This window comes from Nostoc linckia z4 (assembly GCF_002608075.1).
Taxonomy (GTDB): Bacteria; Cyanobacteriota; Cyanobacteriia; order Cyanobacteriales; family Nostocaceae; genus Nostoc; species Nostoc linckia.
The window spans coordinates 1-19050 of the sequence record NZ_LAHA01000098.1; the positions used below are offsets into that span (position 1 = coordinate 1).

The 19050-nt window shown below is 42.2% G+C and carries 18 protein-coding genes; 15 read left to right on the forward strand and 3 right to left on the reverse strand.

What is annotated here, in order from left to right; translation table 11 throughout:
- A partial coding sequence (locus tag VF06_RS37105; protein ID WP_143874543.1) for an AMP-binding protein occupies nucleotides 1-556 on the reverse strand: 556 nt, incomplete at its 3' end.
- A 202-nt stretch (nucleotides 557-758) separates the two neighbouring features.
- On the opposite strand from VF06_RS37105, the gene VF06_RS37115 reads away from it, so the two are divergent.
- From VF06_RS37115 to VF06_RS37130, 7 genes are all read left to right on the forward strand, one after another.
- Nucleotides 759-1901 (forward strand): BMP family ABC transporter substrate-binding protein, encoded by a 1143-nt coding sequence (locus VF06_RS37115; protein WP_099070987.1) that lies wholly within the window; start codon nucleotides 759-761, stop codon nucleotides 1899-1901.
- Nucleotides 1902-2386: 485 nt separating this feature from the next.
- Nucleotides 2387-2509 carry a hypothetical protein gene (locus VF06_RS43250; RefSeq protein WP_257207696.1) on the forward strand — a complete coding sequence of 41 codons (123 nt, stop codon included), beginning with the start codon at nucleotides 2387-2389 and terminating at the stop codon, nucleotides 2507-2509.
- A gap of 110 nt (nucleotides 2510-2619) precedes the next feature.
- Nucleotides 2620-2742: a hypothetical protein gene (locus VF06_RS43255; RefSeq protein ID WP_257207696.1), complete on the forward strand. Its 123-nt coding sequence runs from the start codon at nucleotides 2620-2622 to the stop codon at nucleotides 2740-2742.
- 110 nt (nucleotides 2743-2852) lie between these two features.
- Nucleotides 2853-2975 (forward strand): hypothetical protein, encoded by a 123-nt coding sequence (locus VF06_RS43260; RefSeq protein ID WP_257208160.1) that lies wholly within the window; start codon nucleotides 2853-2855, stop codon nucleotides 2973-2975.
- Between the two features lie 112 nt (nucleotides 2976-3087).
- Nucleotides 3088-3210 (forward strand): hypothetical protein, encoded by a 123-nt coding sequence (locus tag VF06_RS43265; protein WP_257207696.1) that lies wholly within the window; start codon nucleotides 3088-3090, stop codon nucleotides 3208-3210.
- 205 nt (nucleotides 3211-3415) lie between these two features.
- Nucleotides 3416-4642 carry a zinc metalloprotease gene (locus tag VF06_RS37125; RefSeq protein ID WP_099070989.1) on the forward strand — a complete coding sequence of 409 codons (1227 nt, stop codon included), beginning with the start codon at nucleotides 3416-3418 and terminating at the stop codon, nucleotides 4640-4642.
- A gap of 3 nt (nucleotides 4643-4645) precedes the next feature.
- Entirely contained in the window at nucleotides 4646-6619 is a 1974-nt protein-coding gene (locus VF06_RS37130) for a tetratricopeptide repeat protein (RefSeq protein ID WP_099070990.1), read from the forward strand.
- A gap of 113 nt (nucleotides 6620-6732) precedes the next feature.
- Here VF06_RS37130 and VF06_RS37135 read toward each other — a convergent pair whose 3' ends face one another.
- A complete protein-coding gene (locus tag VF06_RS37135) occupies nucleotides 6733-7161 on the reverse strand; it encodes an HNH endonuclease family protein (RefSeq protein ID WP_244918239.1) in 429 nt (142 codons plus the stop codon).
- Between the two features lie 190 nt (nucleotides 7162-7351).
- Between VF06_RS37135 and VF06_RS37140 the strand changes: the two genes are divergently transcribed.
- The 8 genes from VF06_RS37140 to VF06_RS37170 all read left to right on the forward strand — a co-directional run bounded on the left by VF06_RS37140 (nucleotide 7352) and on the right by VF06_RS37170 (nucleotide 18756).
- Nucleotides 7352-10201: a CHAT domain-containing tetratricopeptide repeat protein gene (locus tag VF06_RS37140; RefSeq protein WP_099070992.1), complete on the forward strand. Its 2850-nt coding sequence runs from the start codon at nucleotides 7352-7354 to the stop codon at nucleotides 10199-10201.
- 19 nt (nucleotides 10202-10220) lie between these two features.
- Entirely contained in the window at nucleotides 10221-10364 is a 144-nt protein-coding gene (locus VF06_RS42245) for a hypothetical protein (protein ID WP_180267618.1), read from the forward strand.
- Nucleotides 10365-10461: 97 nt separating this feature from the next.
- Nucleotides 10462-11814: an efflux RND transporter periplasmic adaptor subunit gene (locus tag VF06_RS37145; RefSeq protein ID WP_099070993.1), complete on the forward strand. Its 1353-nt coding sequence runs from the start codon at nucleotides 10462-10464 to the stop codon at nucleotides 11812-11814.
- A 329-nt stretch (nucleotides 11815-12143) separates the two neighbouring features.
- The gene (locus VF06_RS37150) at nucleotides 12144-15314 is read left to right on the forward strand and encodes an efflux RND transporter permease subunit (RefSeq protein ID WP_099070994.1); all 3171 of its coding nucleotides are present in this window, start codon (nucleotides 12144-12146) and stop codon (nucleotides 15312-15314) included.
- Nucleotides 15315-15461: 147 nt separating this feature from the next.
- Nucleotides 15462-16019, forward strand: coding sequence for an RDD family protein (locus VF06_RS37155; RefSeq protein WP_099070995.1), 558 nt, complete (start codon nucleotides 15462-15464; stop codon nucleotides 16017-16019).
- Nucleotides 16020-16062: 43 nt separating this feature from the next.
- Entirely contained in the window at nucleotides 16063-16257 is a 195-nt protein-coding gene (gene rpmG / locus VF06_RS37160) for a 50S ribosomal protein L33 (RefSeq protein ID WP_081603023.1), read from the forward strand.
- A 2-nt stretch (nucleotides 16258-16259) separates the two neighbouring features.
- The gene (rpsR, locus tag VF06_RS37165; protein WP_073639644.1) at nucleotides 16260-16475 is read left to right on the forward strand and encodes a 30S ribosomal protein S18; all 216 of its coding nucleotides are present in this window, start codon (nucleotides 16260-16262) and stop codon (nucleotides 16473-16475) included.
- Nucleotides 16476-16695: 220 nt separating this feature from the next.
- A complete protein-coding gene (locus tag VF06_RS37170; RefSeq protein ID WP_099070996.1) occupies nucleotides 16696-18756 on the forward strand; it encodes a ribonuclease catalytic domain-containing protein in 2061 nt (686 codons plus the stop codon).
- Between the two features lie 165 nt (nucleotides 18757-18921).
- Here VF06_RS37170 and VF06_RS37175 read toward each other — a convergent pair.
- Nucleotides 18922-19050: transposase (locus tag VF06_RS37175; RefSeq protein WP_180267965.1), on the reverse strand; the 129-nt coding region annotated here is incomplete at its 5' end.

Genomic DNA, 19050 nt, shown 5'->3' on the forward strand with positions numbered 1-19050 from the left:
GGAGTATCATCGCTATATCGTCAGATGAAGGTGGGGGGGATGAGGAGGTGGGGAGATGGGGAGGTGGGGAGATGGGGAGGTGGGGAGATGAGGGAGACAGCAATTCTTCCCCCCCATCCCCCCATCCCCTCATCCCCCCATCCTCTTTGCCAGTCCCCAGTTCAAAGCTCAATGTACCATCAGGATTGACTTTGGCATTGATCGGTATCATATCTGGTGTGAGGGCAGCAATGGCCGCTTCTGGTTCCTCAGACAGTGTAATTAGTGCTTTTGCCTGGGTATCTGCATAGTAGAAGGCAAATTCATCTTGCTTGTATTTGGGATTCAAAGGTGCAGCAGTACCAGATAAAGTAGCAGCGAGAAAAGTGATTACCATTGGCAAACCATTATTCATAGCAATGGCAATGCGTTCTCCTGGTTTGAGTCCAAAGCTGTGGAGTTGAGATACCAGTCCAGTAACATTTTCGCGCAATTGTTGATAAGTGAGCGATCGCCCCTCAGGCGAAACCAAAGCTAAATGATTATCTTCCCCTGCTAAAAGCTCAAATAAATTCATTTCAAAACCTCCGTTATTAGGGAGTGGGGGGAGACAAGGAGAGGGGGGAGACAAGGGAGAAAGATTGCTACCTTGTCCCCCTTGTCCCCCTTGTCCCCATTCCTCACTCCCCACTCCCAAGCTAAAATTAAGTCAACCTTGTGTCTGTCGCTACTAAAAATCAACAAAAACCTTTTGAGCAGTTCAACCAATATCGATAAATATGGATCGTCGGAAATTTCTCAACTATGTTACTTTAGCAGGATCTAGCTTTGCCTTAACTAGTTGTATTCAAGGCAGAAATTCCAATTCATCAGGTGAAGTATCTCCTTTAGCTTCACCTGTGGTAGTTAATGAACCTCTGAAAGTGGGATTTGTTTATATAGGGCCTGTGGGTGATTTTGGCTGGACTTATGCTCATGATTTAGGTCGCAGACAGATGGAAGCCAATCTTCAAGATAAAGTAAAAACTACCTTTGTGGAAAATGTCAACGAAGGTGCTGATGCTGAAAGAGTAATTCGCCAATTAGCGTTAGATGGTAACAAATTAATTTTTACAACTTCTTTTGGCTACATGAACCCAACAATTAAAGTTGCCAAAGAGTTTCCTAATATTTTCTTTGAACACTGTACGGGTTACAAACGTGCCCCTAATGTTGGCACTTATTTGGGACGTTTTGAAGAACCGCGATATTTAACCGGCATGATTGCTGGCAAAATGACAAAATCAAATGTAATTGGTTTTATTGGGGCATATCCGATTCCGGAAGTAATTCGTGGTATCAGTGCATTTGCTCAAGGAATGCGGTTCACAAATCCCCAGGCAAAAGTTAAGGTACTTTGGGCGCAAACTTGGTACGATCCAGCTAAAGAAAGAGAAGCGGCGCAAGCTTTAGCTAATTTAGGTGCAGATGTGCTGACCCAGCATACCGATTCTGGTGCTGTTGTACAATTTGCTGAAGAAAAAGGTATTTATGCTTTCGGCTATAACACCGATATGAGCAAGTTTGGTCAAAAAGCTCACCTGACATCAGCTATTAATAAATGGGGTAAATTCTATACAGATAAAGCTTTGGCTGTAATGACTAATACTTGGAAATCCCAAGAAGTTTGGGATGGTATTGGTCAAGGAATGGTAGATATTTCTCCCATGAATCAAGTGATTCCGGCTGATGTGCAACAATTAATCAATGCCAAACGCGATGAATTTATTCAAGGTACTGCACATCCTTTTGATGGCCCGGTGAAAGACCAAAAAGGTGTAGTGCGAGTGCCAAAAGGTAAAGTATTAGATGACAAGCAACAACTAGCAATGGATTGGTATGTTGAAGGAATTGAAGGGTCAATTCCTAAGCAAAAATCCTAGTGGTCTTAATACGGTTCGGGGAAAGGGAAAAGGGGAAAGGGGAAAGGGGAAAGGGGAAAGGGGAAAGGGGAAAGGTTTCAAATACATCAGACCTCTTGCAATGTGGAAACCAAAAATACCGCGCTGTGTCTTTTTTGCGTTCTTTGCGGTAGCCTCTGTCTTGCCGACCATCCCCTCTTGTTAGCAAGATGTAGCTGGCAAATGGGGGGTCAGACCCATCGTTTACCCACCAAATGGTAGGTAGAGACGTTGCAATGCAACGTCTCTACATCTGTTGAGATAGCGAAAAATCGTGGGGTGTGGGATGCAATGACTGTGGGAATCATAACTAATTATGCAGACATGATATTAAATGCATTAAAGCACTACTGAAAATTTTTCAAATTAATTTTATTGTCTCCCCTAGTTCTACCCGATCGCTCTTTATATTCATAAACACAAGGGCAGAGAAAGTTGCCTCAAAAAACATCAAAACAAGGAAAACAATGAAAACTGTAGAAGCTATTCAACCTAAAACAATGAAGAAGTTTGTAATTCGTGAAGTTGAAACCCTCAGAACAACCAGAGCAGCAGCTTATGTCTGTTGGATTTGTAGTAGTTGTTGGTAATTCAGGAAATTAATTCAATTATCTCCCCTAGTTTTACCCGATTGTTCTCTATATTCATCAACATCAGGGTAAAGAATATCTCCGAAACAAAACATTCAAGGAATAAAACAATGAAAACTGTAGAAGCTATTCAACCTAAGACAATGAAGAAGTTTGTGATTCGTGAAGTTGAAACCCTCAGAACAACTAGAGCAGCCGCTTATGTCTGTTGGATTTGTAGTAGTTGTTGGTAATTCGGTAAATTAATTCAATTATCTCCCCTAGTTTTACCCGATTGTTCTCTATATTCATCAACATCAGGGTAAAGAATATCTCCCAAACAAAACATTCAAGGAATAAAACAATGAAAACTGTAGAAGCTAGTCAACCTAAAACAATGAAGAAGTTTGTAATTCGTGAAGTTGAAACCCTCAGAACAACTAGAGCAGCCGCTTATGTCTGTTGGATTTGTAGTAGTTGTTGGTAATTCGGTAAATTAATTCAATTTCCTCCCCTAGTTTTATCTGATTGTTTTTTGTATTCATAAACCTAAGGGTAGAAAATATCTCCCCAAACAAACATTAAAGGAAGAAACAACAATGAAAACTGTAGAAGCTATTCAACCTAAAACAATGAAGAAGTTTGTAATTCGTGAAGTTGAAACCCTCAGAACAACCAGAGCAGCCGCTTATGTCTGTTGGATTTGTAGTAGTTGCTGGTAGGCTAAAACAATCAATGAGCTATTTCATTTATTTAAGTAGTTCATTGAATTAACTACAAACTTTCTCTGAAATTAGTGGTGGGTTACAATCCACCACTGACTAATAGATATTTTTTTCTTATACAGATGCGCTCCAGATACAGAGAAAGCTCCTAAATTTACCAATTTTGACTGATTACAACATTAGATTAGGAAGGAAACTTGAAGTGACAAGATATCCTGCCGATGCTCTGGTTTCTATTTATCCGTTCACTCGCCAATCTGAAGGAGATGAATTCATTATTGGTAGAGTAGATACTAATATTTTTCTAGCATTACCTTCTGATGCAATAGAGTTACTAGATTATTTGGCCGCTGGCAATACCATTGGACAAGCACAACGACTTTATCAACAAAAGTATCATGAATTGCCAGATATTGAAGGTTTGTTAGAGGTTTTGGAAGAAAACGATTTTGTGAATATTCTTTCTTCCAAACAAATAGTTTTACCAACACATACCAAGCAACCAAAGCAAACAAATCACTTCACTTGGATTTCTGAATCTTTTGCTAAAAAGATATTCAGTCAAAAAGTCTTAATTGGTTCTGTATTAGTCATATTACTGGCTTTAGCTGCTCTTGTTTTTCAACCAGGAATTATGCCTGGTTATCAAGCCTTTGTATTTACTAAAAATGTCACAATGATGACATTAATTTTAACTGGAATTAATGTCGTTGCAGTCTTTCTACATGAAATGGCTCATTTAGTGGCTGCTAAAGCTGTGGGTGTTTCTTGTCAATTAAGACTTAGCAATCGCCTTTGGATACTCGTAGCAGAAACGGATATGACGGGGATATGGGGTGTTCCTCGAAATCAGCGATATTTACCTTTTCTGGCGGGGCCATTGCTAGATGTTGTTTTAACTTCTGTATTGCTGCTGATTTTGTTTGCTCAACAAGAAAAATGGGTAGCGATTAATCCTATTGTTTTACAGCTAATACAAGCCATTGTTTTAAGTTATCTACTCGGTTTAATTTGGCAATGCTATTTCTTTGTTCGGACTGATTTTTACTACGTCATTGCGAATTTTTTTAGATGTAGAAGTCTGATGAAGGATACAAAGGTTTTTTTACAAAACCAACTATTTAAATTATTCAAATTTTCTCGGATTGCTGACCAATCCTCTATTCCTAGAGGCGAAATGCGAGTGATTCGCTGTTACTCTGTTATCTACGTTTTAGGTCACATTGCTGCATTTTGGTCGCTCTTATTCATTGGGATTCCAACATTGTGGAATTATGCTTCCTTGCTTTTAGGCACATTGAGCGCAGGGTATGAATCTAATCCTTATGCTTTCACCGATGCCTTAGTAATGGGATTGCTAGTTTTTGGAATTCAAGGTCTTGGTATTTTTCTTTGGATTAACAGTTTACGTCATCCGAAAAGGAGTTAAATTATGAAGCGCCACAATACTATCGAACAAACTATTTTACAACAACCAGAAATTGGTAAAGTTATTTTATTAGAAGCAGAATCTGGTAATGAAAGATTAGAAATTTTGCAGCAATGGTTACAATTAGGTGCAGAAAAAAAAGCAAAAACTTGGTTGCTATCTTTTAATACCCAAGGAGATGGATTATGGTCTGGATTAAATGAATGGCTGAATCAAATTTTACCAGATATTCAAGAAAAAGCACCACATCTAATTGTAAAACATAGCTATGAATTAGCAATGATTTTACCTGCATTAAGGCGTCAAATTTCAGTAAGTAACCCCAATTTAACAGACAGTTCTGTTGATGAAGAAAGGGTTAGAAATTATCCTTTAGATAGAGCATATAGAATCATACATGGGGTAATTAATTTACTAGATTCCTGGTATGATTACACCGATGCTTCACCTTGGTTAATAGCATGTAACGATTACGAAAAAGCCGGATTTTTAGTGCGTCGTTTTTTTGCGGAACTCGTTCGTCGTCGGGGACAAAAACTAAAATTAAGTTTGCTTTTAGCAACTGCTCCTAATATTGGTGAAACTGCGATCGCTCATTTAAATCATCAATTTTTAGCCGAAAAAATTAGCTTACAATTACCAGCAAAACCAGAAGTAATAGTTTCCCCAGAACAAATGTCGCAACTGGCGCAAAAATTGGAGGAACACATTGGTAGAGATTCTATTGAATTAGAAATTCACGGCCCCAGGCTGGTTTCCTATTGGTTACAAAGCGACCAACCAGAAAAAGCATTAATTTGGCAAGCAAGACTGTTGGGGGTTTATAATCACCAAGGTTTTTATGAAGATGCATTAGTATATTGCGAACCTGTTGCGGCTCAACTGGACTGTCTTTGTGGAAAAGACAATAACATGCGATGGAATATGGTCGGGAATCTTTTTAATTGCTACGCAACCACAGGAAATATTACCAAAGCATATCAAATCGTTCAAGAAGAAGCTCTCCTCAAACTTGATGCACCAGCGCAGTTAGTTCGAGCTTATTACATAATGGCAATGTTCCATACTCGTTTTCTCCCGGAACACGACCATACTTTAGCTGAAGATTATCTCAATCGCAGTCTGAGCATCTTAGCAGATTCAACAGCAGATATTCCGGCTGATGATAGACATTTTATGACAGCTTTTGATATGAACGGTTTAGCACTTGTTAAACACCGTCAAGGTTTTCCCCAAGAAGCCATCGCACTTTGTAAGTCAGCAATTGAAGAATTCAAAAATCACTTGAGTGAAGGTCAACATCGATTACATCGCTCGGTTTTAGACTACAACATTGCTCAAGTATACGCAGCAATGGGTGAATTGGAAGAAGCCGTGATTTATTTTACATCTGCCATCGCCGCCGATCCAAACTACTCTGAATACTACAACGATCGCGGTAATGTTTATCAACGCATGGGTCATTTAGAAAATGCATTGAATGATTATCACGAAGCTATTGAGCTAAGTCCACCATACTATGAAGTGTGGATGAATATCGGACATTGCTATCATTTAAAAGGTCTGCTGGAAGAAGCAACGAAAGCTTATTCAGTTGCTTTGGATTTAGAACCAACTCAAACTCCAGCATTGATTGGTCGCGCTCAAGCTTTGGAAGCAGGGGGACATCTAGAAGCAGCTTTATTAGATTATAATGCGGCAATTGCTGTAAATTCACAACAGCCTTTATTATTAGCAAATCGAGCCACACTCCACTATGAACTCGGACAACTAACAGAGGCTTTAAGTGATTTAGAAGCTGCCATTGTTTTATCACCAAACAACCCAGACTTCTATCAAAATCGCGCCATCGTATTAATTAGTTTAGGACAATCTGAGGCTGCATCTACCGACCTCCAAACTTATCTTCGTCTCAATCCCGATGCGTCAGACCGTACAGAAGTGGAGGAAAGTTTATCTAGTCTGAGCAAGGGATAGTTATCAAATTGTTTTAGCAATATTCAGAATATTCTTTGCTAGGAATTTATGGAGCGATGTTGTAGATATCGCTCCAATTCTTGCATCTGTATCAAAATTTCGGTGAATTGGTATTACAGCCGCCAGATTTTTCTTAGACTTTGCAAACAATCTTCTTGACGCTGCTGAATCACTTCTGGAGTCCATACAGATTGCTGTAAAACTTGGGTTGTCAACACAAAAGGACAAACTCCTTTTTTACTGAAAAAATACTTTTCTTTCTTTTTATCAAAATCATAATTTTGCGCCTCAGAATTCTTGTTTCTAGAAAGCAGCACTAAATTACCTATGCGATGCACATATTGGATGCGTTCTTCTTCATCCGGAAACCATTGGAGCCATTTACTACCTTCACTTGGGTTCTGAGGAAGTACGTGTTCAACTGTTATAACTGAATAATCGTAATTTACTCCACCTCCAGAAAGTGCTGAATCAAGGCGTAGCAGAACATATTGCCTAATTCGCTTACCTGAGTATAATGTGATGCTAGACTCCCTAATCAAACGCAGTTTAACTCACCAATTGCTGCGATCGCCACAAATCACAGATAGTTGACTACATATAGAATCTACCTATGTTTGCGTAGCCTCTGCTTTGAAAAATTGCCATTCCTTGACCGTGTGTAGGCATATTACATTTTTTACTTGCTTTTGGGAATTCTAAATCTTGGAACCGAGAAAAACACAGATGTATATGACTCAATTTCAAATATCTGACTCCAGACAATGGAAATTTTTGCCATTTGTAGCAAGTGGTAGTGTTGTGCTGTTTAGCAGTTTTTTATTATTTACAGAATCAAATATTGCAATTGCTCAAGAATATCCACTAAATATTGCACAGCAAACATCCTCTAATGATGCAATTAGCGCTGCTGCTAATGCATTATATAAAGAGGGAAAGCAGCTATACGAACAAGGAACTGGAGAATCTTTGTTAAAAGCGATCGCTAAATTTGAACAAGCCCTTCCACTTTATCAAAAAATTGGCGATCGCTCATCAGAAGCTTTTACTGTCGCTCATCTCGGCAAAATTTATTCAGATTTAGGACAACAACAAAAAGCACTTTTTTATTTAAATCAAGCCCTATTATTGAGACGCCAAATAAAAGATAAAATGGGGGAAACCATTACCCTCAACAATATTGGCAGCGTCTACTCAGATATCGGAGAATTACAAAAAGCGCTCGATTTTTTTCATCAAGCTTTGTTAATCAAGCGAGAGATTAAAGATAAAACCGGAGAAGCCCGTATTATCAATAATATCGGTAATGTCTATATCAACTCAGGAGAAGAACAAAAAGCACTAGATTATTTTCAACAATCCCTAATTATCCGGCGTGAAGTGGGAGACAAAATAGGCGAAGCCCGTACTATTAATAATATTGGTTTGATTTACTTAAATTTAGGACAACAGCAAAAGGCAATAGATTATTTTAATCAATCTTTGGCTTTAAATCAAGAAATGGGAGATAAGTTAGCAGCATCTACGGCGCTTAATAATATCGCTACAATTTACTCAGATTTGCAACAAGAACAAAAAGCGTTAGAATTTTTGCAAAAATCCTTAGTTATCACCAAAAGTTTAGGCAATAAATCAGGAGAAGCTCGCACATTAAATAACATCGGAAATATCTACTCTAAAATAGGAGAAAAACAAAAAGCCCTAGATTATTTTAATCAATCTTTACCTTTGTTTGAATCTGTTGAAAATAAATTAGGCTTAGCAGCTAACCTTAATAATATTGGTCTCATTTATTCAGATTTAGGAGAACAGCCCAAGGCATTAAATTATTATCAACAAGCTCTATCTCTCTACCAAAAAGTAGGAAATAGAGGAGGGGAAGCTCTGGCTATTTATAACATGGCTTCTGCTGAACGCAAACAGGGAAATCTCAACAGTGCCCTGAATCAAATAAAAATAGTCATCAACATTGTAGAAGACCTGCGTACCAAAATTAATTCGCAGGAACTCCGCGCTTCCTATTTTGCTACAGTGCAAAATTATTATCAATTTTATATTGATTTGTTGATGCAAATGCACAAGCAGCAACCATCCAAAGGATATGATGCCTTAGCACTACAAACTAGCGAACGTGCCCGCGCCCGCAGTCTTTTGGAAATGCTGACAGAAGCTAAAGCTGATATTCGCCAAGGCGTGGAACCAAAATTACTTTCTCAAGAACGGGACTTACAAAAACAAATTGATGTTTTAGAAAAACGCCGGATACAGCTATTGGGTGGAAATTACACTAAAGCCCAGGTGCAAACTTTAGAAAAAGAAAATGAAGCAGTTCTAGAACAATATCAGCAAGTACAAATAAAAATCCGCGCTACTAGTCCACGCTATGCAGCTTTAACTCAACCGCAACCTCTTTCACTTGCTCAAATTCAACAGCAAGTACTTGATGAAAACACGTTACTTTTAGAATATTCCTTAGGAGAACAACGCAGTTATTTGTGGGCGGTTACTAATAAAAGTATCACCAGTTACGAACTACCAAAGCGTGCAGAGATTGAAGCGATCGTTCAAAAATTCCGTCAAGAAATCACTACTCCATATCTCAAACATAGTCCATCTTTAGACACTTTATCTCAAATTATACTTGCACCAGTAGCGCCACAACTTCAAAATAAACGCTTAGTAGTTGTCAGCGATGGCGCATTGCAATATGTACCATTTGCAGCCCTGACTAAACCTAATTCCCAAAAAAATAGTAAGTATGAACCATTACTAATTAACCACGAAATTATTACTTTACCCTCAGCTTCTACAGTAGCTATTCTCAGAAATGAACACAAACAACGCAAACCAGTTGCTAAAACATTAATTGTGTTAGCAGATCCGATTTTTAGTCTTGATGACGAACGCCTCCAAAGTAAAGTACAAACATCTCCTCCCGTTATCACAGAGCCTAATTTAAATACCCTAGCTTTAAATAGAGCTGCTAAAGACTCAGAAGTTAATTTTGAGCGTTTAAAATTTACACGCCACGAAGCCGAGCAAATTCTCGCCCTTGTTCCACCTAACAAAGCCAAGTCAGCTTTTGACTTTACCGCAAGCCGTAACACTGCAACCAGCAAGGACTTGAGTCAATATAACATCATTCATTTTGCCACTCATGGCATTCTCAACAGCAAACATCCAGAACTATCAGGAATAGTGCTGTCATTATTTGACGACAAGGGAATGCCACAAAATGGCTTTTTGCGCTTGCACGATGTCTTCAACCTCAACCTGAAAGCAGAACTAGTGGTACTTAGTGCCTGTAAAACCGGACTCGGAGAGGAAGTGAGGGGAGAAGGATTAGTAGGATTGACAAGAGGGTTTATGTATGCAGGTAGTCCGCGAGTTGTGGTGAGTCTGTGGAGCGTAGACGACCAGGCAACATCAGAACTGATGAAAGCATTTTATCAAAAGATGCTCCAACAAGGATTAAAGCCTGCGGCAGCATTACGAACAGCCCAACTAGAAATTTGGCGCACTAAAAGATATGCTGCACCTTACTATTGGGCAGCTTTCACATTACAAGGGGAATGGAGGTGAAGGGGTTGATTGTTGATTGTTGACTGTTGACTGTTCAATGCCCAATGCCCAATGCCCAATGCCCAATGCCCAACTGACCTTGACATTTGCTTGTCATATTTATCCCATAAACTTCCAAAAAGGTAATGTAATTTTACAATTATCTAAAATAATTGACCTTTAAATAGGTGACTTGGAACAGGACTAGGGAAAAGTTTTCGCAATTCCCAATCCCCATTCGCTTTTACACCATCTTTAACCCTTAATAGCTCATTGTGAATATGGATACTTCTGAAGCTGAAGTTTCAGCGATTGAAACCGAATCAGATAGTTCTACACCTTCTGAGTTAGCGCCTAATCGTTCGGGTAAACCTTGGTTCTGGAGATTGCTGATTCTATTTATGGCGACCGGTGGTATTATTTTGTGGCGGATGCTGGCTCCTAGTGAGACACCGGGTTCTTCTGTTGCACAACAGCAGCAAGCACCAGCGCCGAAGGCAATTGAAACCATCGCTTTGGCAAACGGACGGGCTACAAGAAGCGTTCAGCTTTTAGGGCAAGTGGAAGCCAGTCAGCAATCAGTACTCCGCGCTCAAACAAGTGGAATTGTAGAGAAAATTCTTGTCCAACCAGGCGATCGCGTGCGAGCAGGTATGGCGATCGCGTTTTTGGACGATACCGATCAACAATTGGCAATTAGCCAAGCACGGGCGCAATTAGCACAACAACGCAGCAATTTAGCACGTTTGGAAGTCGGTACTCGCAAAGAAATCATTGCTCAACGTCAAGCAGCAGTCACATCTGCTAGGGCGCGAGAACTGGAAGCACAAGATAATCTCAAACGCACCAGCAACCTTGTAAAAGAGGGTGCTTTGTCCCAAAGATTATTGGTTGAAGCCGAAGCACAATTGAATAATATCCAAGGAGAACGCTTAGAAGCCGAGGCTCAACTCGCTGAAGCCAAAGCCGGGCCGATTCAAGAAGAAATCGCCGCCCAAAGAGCCAACGTAGAAGCAGCCAGAGCCGCCCTCGCCCAAGCCGAATTGGCACAGCAGCGCACTCGAATTTTGGCATCGCAATCAGGAATCGTACAAACTCGCCATGTCAGCAATGGTGATTTAGTACAAAATTCCAGTGAAATTGTCACCTTAGTAGCTGGCGATCGCCTAGACATTTTTCTAGAGTTACCAGAAGAACTCAGTGGTACGGTTACCCCAGGCATGACAATCGATCTCAGTGCCCGTGCCTTGCCCCAATGGAAACAACGCGCCACCATCACCGCCGTAGTTCCTGCTGCCGATCCGGCCTCCCGTCGCCAGCGTGTGCGTGTCCAAATTAACAAACCACCCACAGGGTTAATACCAGGAATGGCCATCGCAGGCAATCTCAACCTCCCCTCGAATCGTCCTAGTTTTGTGGTGTCGAGAGATGCATTAACCAGACGCCAAAATCAGTGGTTAGTTTTCGCCGTTGCTGACGGCAAAGCCAAACAAATTCCGGTGGATATGGTTGCTGACATGGGTAAAGATGTTGCAATTTATCATCCCACCTTACGTAGCGGTCAACCCATCGTCCTCCGTGGCGGTGATGGGTTGCAAGATGGTGCGCCTGTGAAGATAGTCAATCCTAGTTAGGACAGAGGCAGAGATTTTAGGAATTGCGAAATCATCCCTCGAACCAAACGCCGATTGTGGATGCACCCTCATAGACTTCTTGCAGAAGTCGGTTAAAGAGAAAGAATCAGAGGGATAAACTTTTCTTTTTTCTTTCTCCTTTAACCCTTTCTTCTTCAAATATGAATTTCTGAATTACGTCTGATGTGAATTATCCAAATCAACGAAATATCAAGGATTGTGCGCCCTATAGAGACGTTGCAGTGCAACCTCTCTACAACGATAAATCAAGGGTTTTAGCGTCTAATCCACACAATGCGTAAATTACGAATTACTAATTACGAATTACTATGAACTTTATCGAAACCGCAGTACGCTGGCGACATGGTACTTTCGTTTTATTTTGCTTGCTGGCAATGTTTGGGGTATTTTCGCTGTTAAAGTTACCTCTGGAATTGCAACCAGGAGGCGATCGCCCGGAAATTACAATCACAACTACCTATCCTGGAGCCGGGCCAACGGAGGTAGAAGACTTAATTACCCGTCCCATCGAAGAACAGATGGAAGAGGTGTTGGGTGTCCAGGAAATCAGTAGTACTTCTCGTGCTGGACGCAGCAGCATCACCCTGGAATTTGCTCAGGATGCCAATGTACAAGAACGGGTGGTGGATGTTCTCAACCGCTTGCAACAGGTGGAAAGTTTGCCCCCAGAAGCTCAAGAATCGAATGTAGAACTGGTGGGTGGTAACAGTTCGCCGATGATGTGGATTCCCTTTGATACCAAAGAAGGATTTCAGCCGGATGCTAACCGCTATCGAGATTTAGCCGAAGAAGTGGTGATTCCGCGTTTGCGGCGAGTGCAAGGAACTGGACAATTTTTGGTAGTGGGCGGACAAGAACGAGAAGTTGAAGTGAAGGTAGATCCCAAGGCATTAAGCGATCGCAATCTCACAATCGGTGATGTAGTCAGAGTTTTACAGGAAAACAACCGCGATATCCGGGGCGGGCCATTAATTCTAGGACGCAGAGAATATCGGGTACGCACAGTCAGCCGTTCCCAGGATTTATCGGACATTGAAGGTTTTGTGCTGCGCCGCGACCAATCCGGTACAGTTTATTTGCGTGATGTGGCAACAGCACAAATGGGACGCAAACCCCAAGATAGCGCCTTGGTGTTCAATGGCAAACCAGGGGTCGCCATTGGTGTAATTCGCCAAATCGGTGCTAATGTGCCAGAGGTGGCTAAAGGCATCCGAGCCGAAATTGCCGCCCTGCAAGCTGAGTTCGATAGGCAAAATCAAGGCATTCGCTTTGTCTACAACTACGACGAAAGCGAGTACATCAATCAATCCGTTAGTTTTGTACAAGGTAACTTAGTTAGCGGGGCACTATTAGCCACCATTGTCTTGATTTTGTTCCTTGGCTCCATGCGTACCGTTGCAGTGGTAGCAATTACAATTCCCACTACCCTGATTATGGTGTTTATCGTCATGTCTGCATTTGGACGCACATTGAACATCATCAGTTTGGCGGGATTGGCCTTTGCAGTGGGTATGGTTGTGGATAACGCCATCGTCGTAATTGAAAATATCTTCACCCACATGCAGCAAGGGAAAAGCGCCCTACGAGCAGCCATTGAAGGTACACAAGAAGTTTGGGGTGCAATGCTTGGCTCCACTTTAACCAACGTAGTGGTGTTTGTACCGCTAATTATGGTCACGGGTGAAGCGGGGCAACTCTACACTGATATGGCGATCGCTCTTTCTGCTTCTTCGTTATTTTCGCTGTTTGCGGCGTTAACTTTAGTACCAATGCTATCAGGATTATTCCTGAAGCAATCAGAAGCCATACAAATGATGCAGGGCGGTGAATACAGAGGAGGTAATTGGTTTGAGCGGATGGTGGCAAAAACATCGGCAATTTTTCGCCTTTTCCAAGGTAAATTAGAAAACTTTCTCGCCAATACTGTCAGCTGGTCGCTGGGACGCAAACGCATCGGTCGCAGGTTGCTAGTACTGTCAATTCCCCTTGTTTTACTTGTCACTAGTATTTTTCTCTTACCACCCGCCGATTATTTGCCTGAAGGAAATCGTAACTTAGTTGTATTGCGGGCGGAACCATTACCAGGAACCAGCATACCCGAAGCGATTCGCCAATCTCAACCGGTGCAAAAATTCCTGCGATCGCAACCAGAAGTTGACCGCATCATGTACGTTGACCGTCCAGGGGCATTGCGGGGTATTGCCACGATTTTAAAACCAGAATTTGCCACCACCACCGGACTTACTGACATGGTGGACAGGTTACGCGCCCAAAGCAGTAACTTTGCTGGATACCGCTTTGTTATTCCCACACGCATTTCAATTTTCCGCGATCCTGGTAAAGAATTTGAAGTCGATATTGTCGGCGATGACCTCAATCAAATTGGCGATTTAGAAAAACAAATTACCGCTAAATTGCGATCGCTCCAAGGGGTACAAAATGTGCGATCGAATTTTGTCTTGGGTGCAGCAGAATTACAAGTAATTCCCAACCGCGAACGCATCGCAGAAGTGGGACTTTCAGAAGCCGAAATTGGTTCAATGGTAGAAGCCGCATTGGGTGGCCGCATCGCTTCCGATTTCATTGATGGCAAAGAAGAACTAGATGTCTCAGTGGAATTGCAAAATACTGCCGTGGAAACCCCAGAACAACTGCGTCAATTACCTTTGTATGCGCAAGGACGACAAGTGCAACTAGGAGATGTTGCCGAAATCGTAGAAACAACAGGAGCCGACGCCATTAACCACGTTGATTTAGACCGTTCAATTACTCTCACAGTTTCCCTTGCACCAGACGCACCCCTCGCAACTCTGGTGGAACGTACCGAAAAAGAAATTCTCGCTCCTTTGCGTGCCAATTTGCCAACAGGCTATCGCCTAGAACTCGCCGGTTCCGCAGACCAGTTAGCAACAACCGTTGGTCAATTAGCGGCTGCATTTGTGTTTTCCATTTTAATTACTTACTTGTTATTGGTGGCCTTGTATCGCTCATTCCTTTATCCAGTGGTCATTATGGCCACAGTACCAATGGGCATGAGTGGCGCACTATTGAGTTTAGTAATTGCCAACCAAATACCAGGAATGAATGTGGCATTGGATATGATTACCGCCTTGGGATTTGTGATCCTCACGGGTGTGGTTGTCAACAACGCCATTTTGCTCGTCGATCGCGCCTTGCAGCTCCAAGAAGCAGGCGAAGATTATGACGCATCACTGTACAATGCCACAAACGACCGCCTGCGTGCGATTTTCATGTCTGCCGGCACCAGCGTCTTGGGGATGTTACCCCTAGCAGTGCTACCAGGTCAAGGTTCAGAATTATATCAAGGCTTAGGCATCGTCTTGACTGGCGGTCTAGCTTTTTCCACCATTTTGACTCCCACCGTCGTACCCGCACTCATGGGTTTACTCTACGATATCTCTGGACGCAAATCAGGGCGATCGGCAGTTTCCAAAAATCCAAACAAAGTAGCTACCTGAAAGCTATCGAGTTTTTCAGACTCAAGCAAAGCTATCGCCATCGATAGTCATGGTTTACACGGCAGCAAGTAGCTAAGCCATCATCTTAATATAAAAAACAGGAGCGATCGTTATTTCCCAACCCTTAAATAAAAATACTTGTTTTGTATGACCATCGAACGCGTTCGGCAAAAACACTATCCCAAGGCTGATATTGGACGACGAGGTATGGCATTGGGGTTAGATTTTGTTGTTGTCTGGTTAGCCAGTTCTTTGCTAGGAAGTGGCAATGTCGGCATTCAATTTGCTCAAATTCTAGTTTTTGTATTATTTTGGCTGATTTTGCGGGTATTGGTGGCATACAACAATCAAGGACAAAGTTTAGGGCGTTGGGCGTTTGATTTAAAGGTGCTGGAAGTCAAGGATGGGGAAGTAATCGGTAGAATCCCAGATTTACAGGCGCTACTGAAACGAGAGACAATTATCGGCTTGGGTGCGCTGTTGGTGTCTATTGCCTTGAGTAATATTAGAGCCAATCCCACTGCTATACTGCTAGTGTTTCCTTTAGCAATTGATTGCGGTATTGCCTTATCTGATGCTCAGATGCGACAGGCTTTACACGATCGCTTGTGCGGAACTTTTATCGTCTCTTCCCGTCGTGGCTACTCGCTGGATATCAAAATCAAAAAATTAGTTGATAATATCCGCCAGAATGTGAGAAGATAGTCATTTGTGTTAATTCTCTCCAGGCTTTACTGTTTGTAAGATTATGGCTAAGAGTAAAGGTGTCCGCATAATTGTGACATTAGAGTGTACCGAGTGCCGGACAAACCCAGAAAAGCGGTCTCCTGGTGTATCGCGATATACCAGCACAAAGAACCGCCGCAACACCACTAACAGGCTAGAACTGAAAAAGTTCTGCACCCACTGTAATAAACATACCGTTCACAAGGAAATTAAGTAGAAATGAGCTATTTCCGTCGCCGCCTTTCTCCAATTAAGCCAGGAGAACCAATAGATTATAAGGATGTTGATTTGTTGCGTAAGTTTATCACCGAACGGGGCAAGATACTGCCACGGCGAATTACAGGACTTACGTCCCAGCAACAGCGAGAGTTGACATTAGCAATTAAGCGATCGCGGATTGTGGCATTATTGCCATTTATCAACGCGGAAGGCTAAAACAATTTTGGATTTTAGATTTTAGATTTTGGATTATCAACAAAGGCTGTATCTCAAGAAATATTTAGCTTAATCTGTGTAAGTCCAAAATCTCAAATCTGAAAAAGAGAGTGTAAAATAAATTGCTGCATGAAAAATTGTTGGGTTTAGGACTTAACACACCAGTTATAAAATCCAAAATCCAAAATCCAAAATCTAAAATTACTAGAGTGCGAGAGTTGTGGAGAAGGGGACGCTAGTTGAATTTAGGGTTCAAGGCGATCGCCGTCTAGGCGTCGTAGAACGTCCGGACGGTAAAACCCGCTGGTTTGTGGTGGACGAACGCAGTCAATCCCACAGCCTCGCGCCTAGACAAGTCACCTATACAGTTAACAAAGAAACTTATAAGCCCTCGGATATTCCCAAGTTTCTAGAGCAGGTAAAGCCGTATTTAGACCCATCTAGCTTGGAAGTAGCCTGGGAATTACTGGTTGAAGGTGGGGAAACAATCACCCCAGAGGAAATGGCCAATTTGCTATTTTCTCAATCGGATGCCCCCCATTGTTACGCTGCCCATTGCCTGTTATCAGACGACAAACTGTATTTCAAGCAAAAAGGAGAGGCCTACGAAGCCCGAACTGTTGCCCAGGTTGCAGAACGCAAGCACCAGATGGAAGTAGAGGCGCTCAAAGCTAAAGGACAGCAGGAATTTTTGGCTCGTGTAGAGCAGGCGCTTAAAGGTGAAGCAGTAGAATGGCAGCGCCACGATCGCCAGCGATTGGAAGGAATAGAAAAATACGCAGCCCTACTTGCTGACACCGTGCGGATGGGAGTAAATTACGACACTCTAGGTCGTGCCTATCCTCCCTCAGCCCCAGTATTAGAAACCATGACCTTGCTGGGACGCCCCACAACACCCCAAGGAGCCTTTCAACTATTGGTAGATTTGGGTTGGTGGAGTCCTCATGAAAACTTGTTCCTGCGTCGTTCTTCAATTCCGGTTCAGTTTCCTCAAAAGGTATTAGAAGTGGCGCAACAACATTTGGATTTCCCACCAACTGACTCAGATGCTAACCGTTTGGATCTGACTCACCTGAAGGTCTACACCATTGATGATGAAACTACCACAGAAATTGACGATGGTTTGAGTTGGGAAGTACTCGCCGATGGTCGGGAACGGGTGTGGGTACATATCGCCGATCCCACGAGATGGTTAGTACCGGAAGATGAATTAGATTTAGAAGCTAGAAAACGAGGTAGTACAGTATATTTACCTACGGGAATGATTCCCATGTTTCCAGAAATCTTGGCAACAGGGCCAATGAGTCTGGTACAAGGGCGGATTTGCTGTGCCTTGAGTTTTGGAGTTGTTTTAGGAAATACAGGGGCAGTAGAAGATTACAGCATTCATACCAGCTTAATTAAGCCGACGTATCGCCTCACCTACGAAGATGTAGATGAAATGCTGGAATTAGGGGTACAAGCAGAACCAGAAATTGCCGCGATCGCCACCTGGGCAACGCGGCGCAAAACTTGGCGTTATGCCCAAGGAGCAATTAGCATCACCATGCCTGAGGCCGCAATTAAAGTCAAAGGCGACGAAATCAATATTGACATTTTAGACGATTCCCACTCTCGGCAACTCGTAGCAGAAATGATGATTCTTGCCGGTGAAGTTGCTGCCCGTTACGGTCAAACACATAACATCCCCTTACCATTTCGCGGTCAGCCACAACCGGAATTACCTCCAGACCAAGAATTACTCCAGCTACCAGCAGGATTTGTTCGCGCCTGCGCCATGCGCCGTTGTATGCCCAAAAGTGAAATGAGTATTACGCCTTTGCGTCATGCTGGTTTGGGTTTGGATACCTACACTCAAGCAACTTCTCCCATCCGGCGCTACAGCGACCTATTGACTCACTTCCAACTCAAAGCCCACCTCCGTGGTGAAGTTTTGCCATTTTCCGCCGAACAACTCAAAGAAGTGATGATGACAGTCACCACCATCACCCAAGAAGTGACAATGGTAGAACGGCAAACCAATAGATATTATGCTTTGGAATATTTGCGCCGTCATCCAGAACAAATTTGGCCTGTGACAGTGTTAATGTGGCTGCGGGAAGACAGTAACTTAGCCCTAATTTTGTTAGAAGATTTGGGCTTGCAATTACCAATGTCTTTCAAACGTTCTGTGAATTTAGGCGAACAAATATTAGTAAAAGTCACCCATGCTGACCCACAAAAAGATTTAATTCAATTCCAAGAAATAATTTATCAAGAAGCCCAATCAGCAGCTAATTAGGGCTTGGTGAAAAAGTGTTTTTGTGAAGGTAGGGAGTTAGGAGTTGGGAGTGGGGAGTCGGGAGTTATTATTCTCCTCTATCTTAATGGAGCTTTCTTGACTCCCGTTACAGCAAAGCTTAACGGGATGATGAATTGCGACCAATATAAAATTGAGCGCAGCGAATCATTGTTTTGGTTGTTGTTGGTTCTCGACGTAATTCTTTAATTGCTCAACTGTGACACCACCACAACTAGCCACAAAGTACGCACCAGTCCAAAAATAAGGCTTGTTGTAAAAGTATTTTTTAGCCAA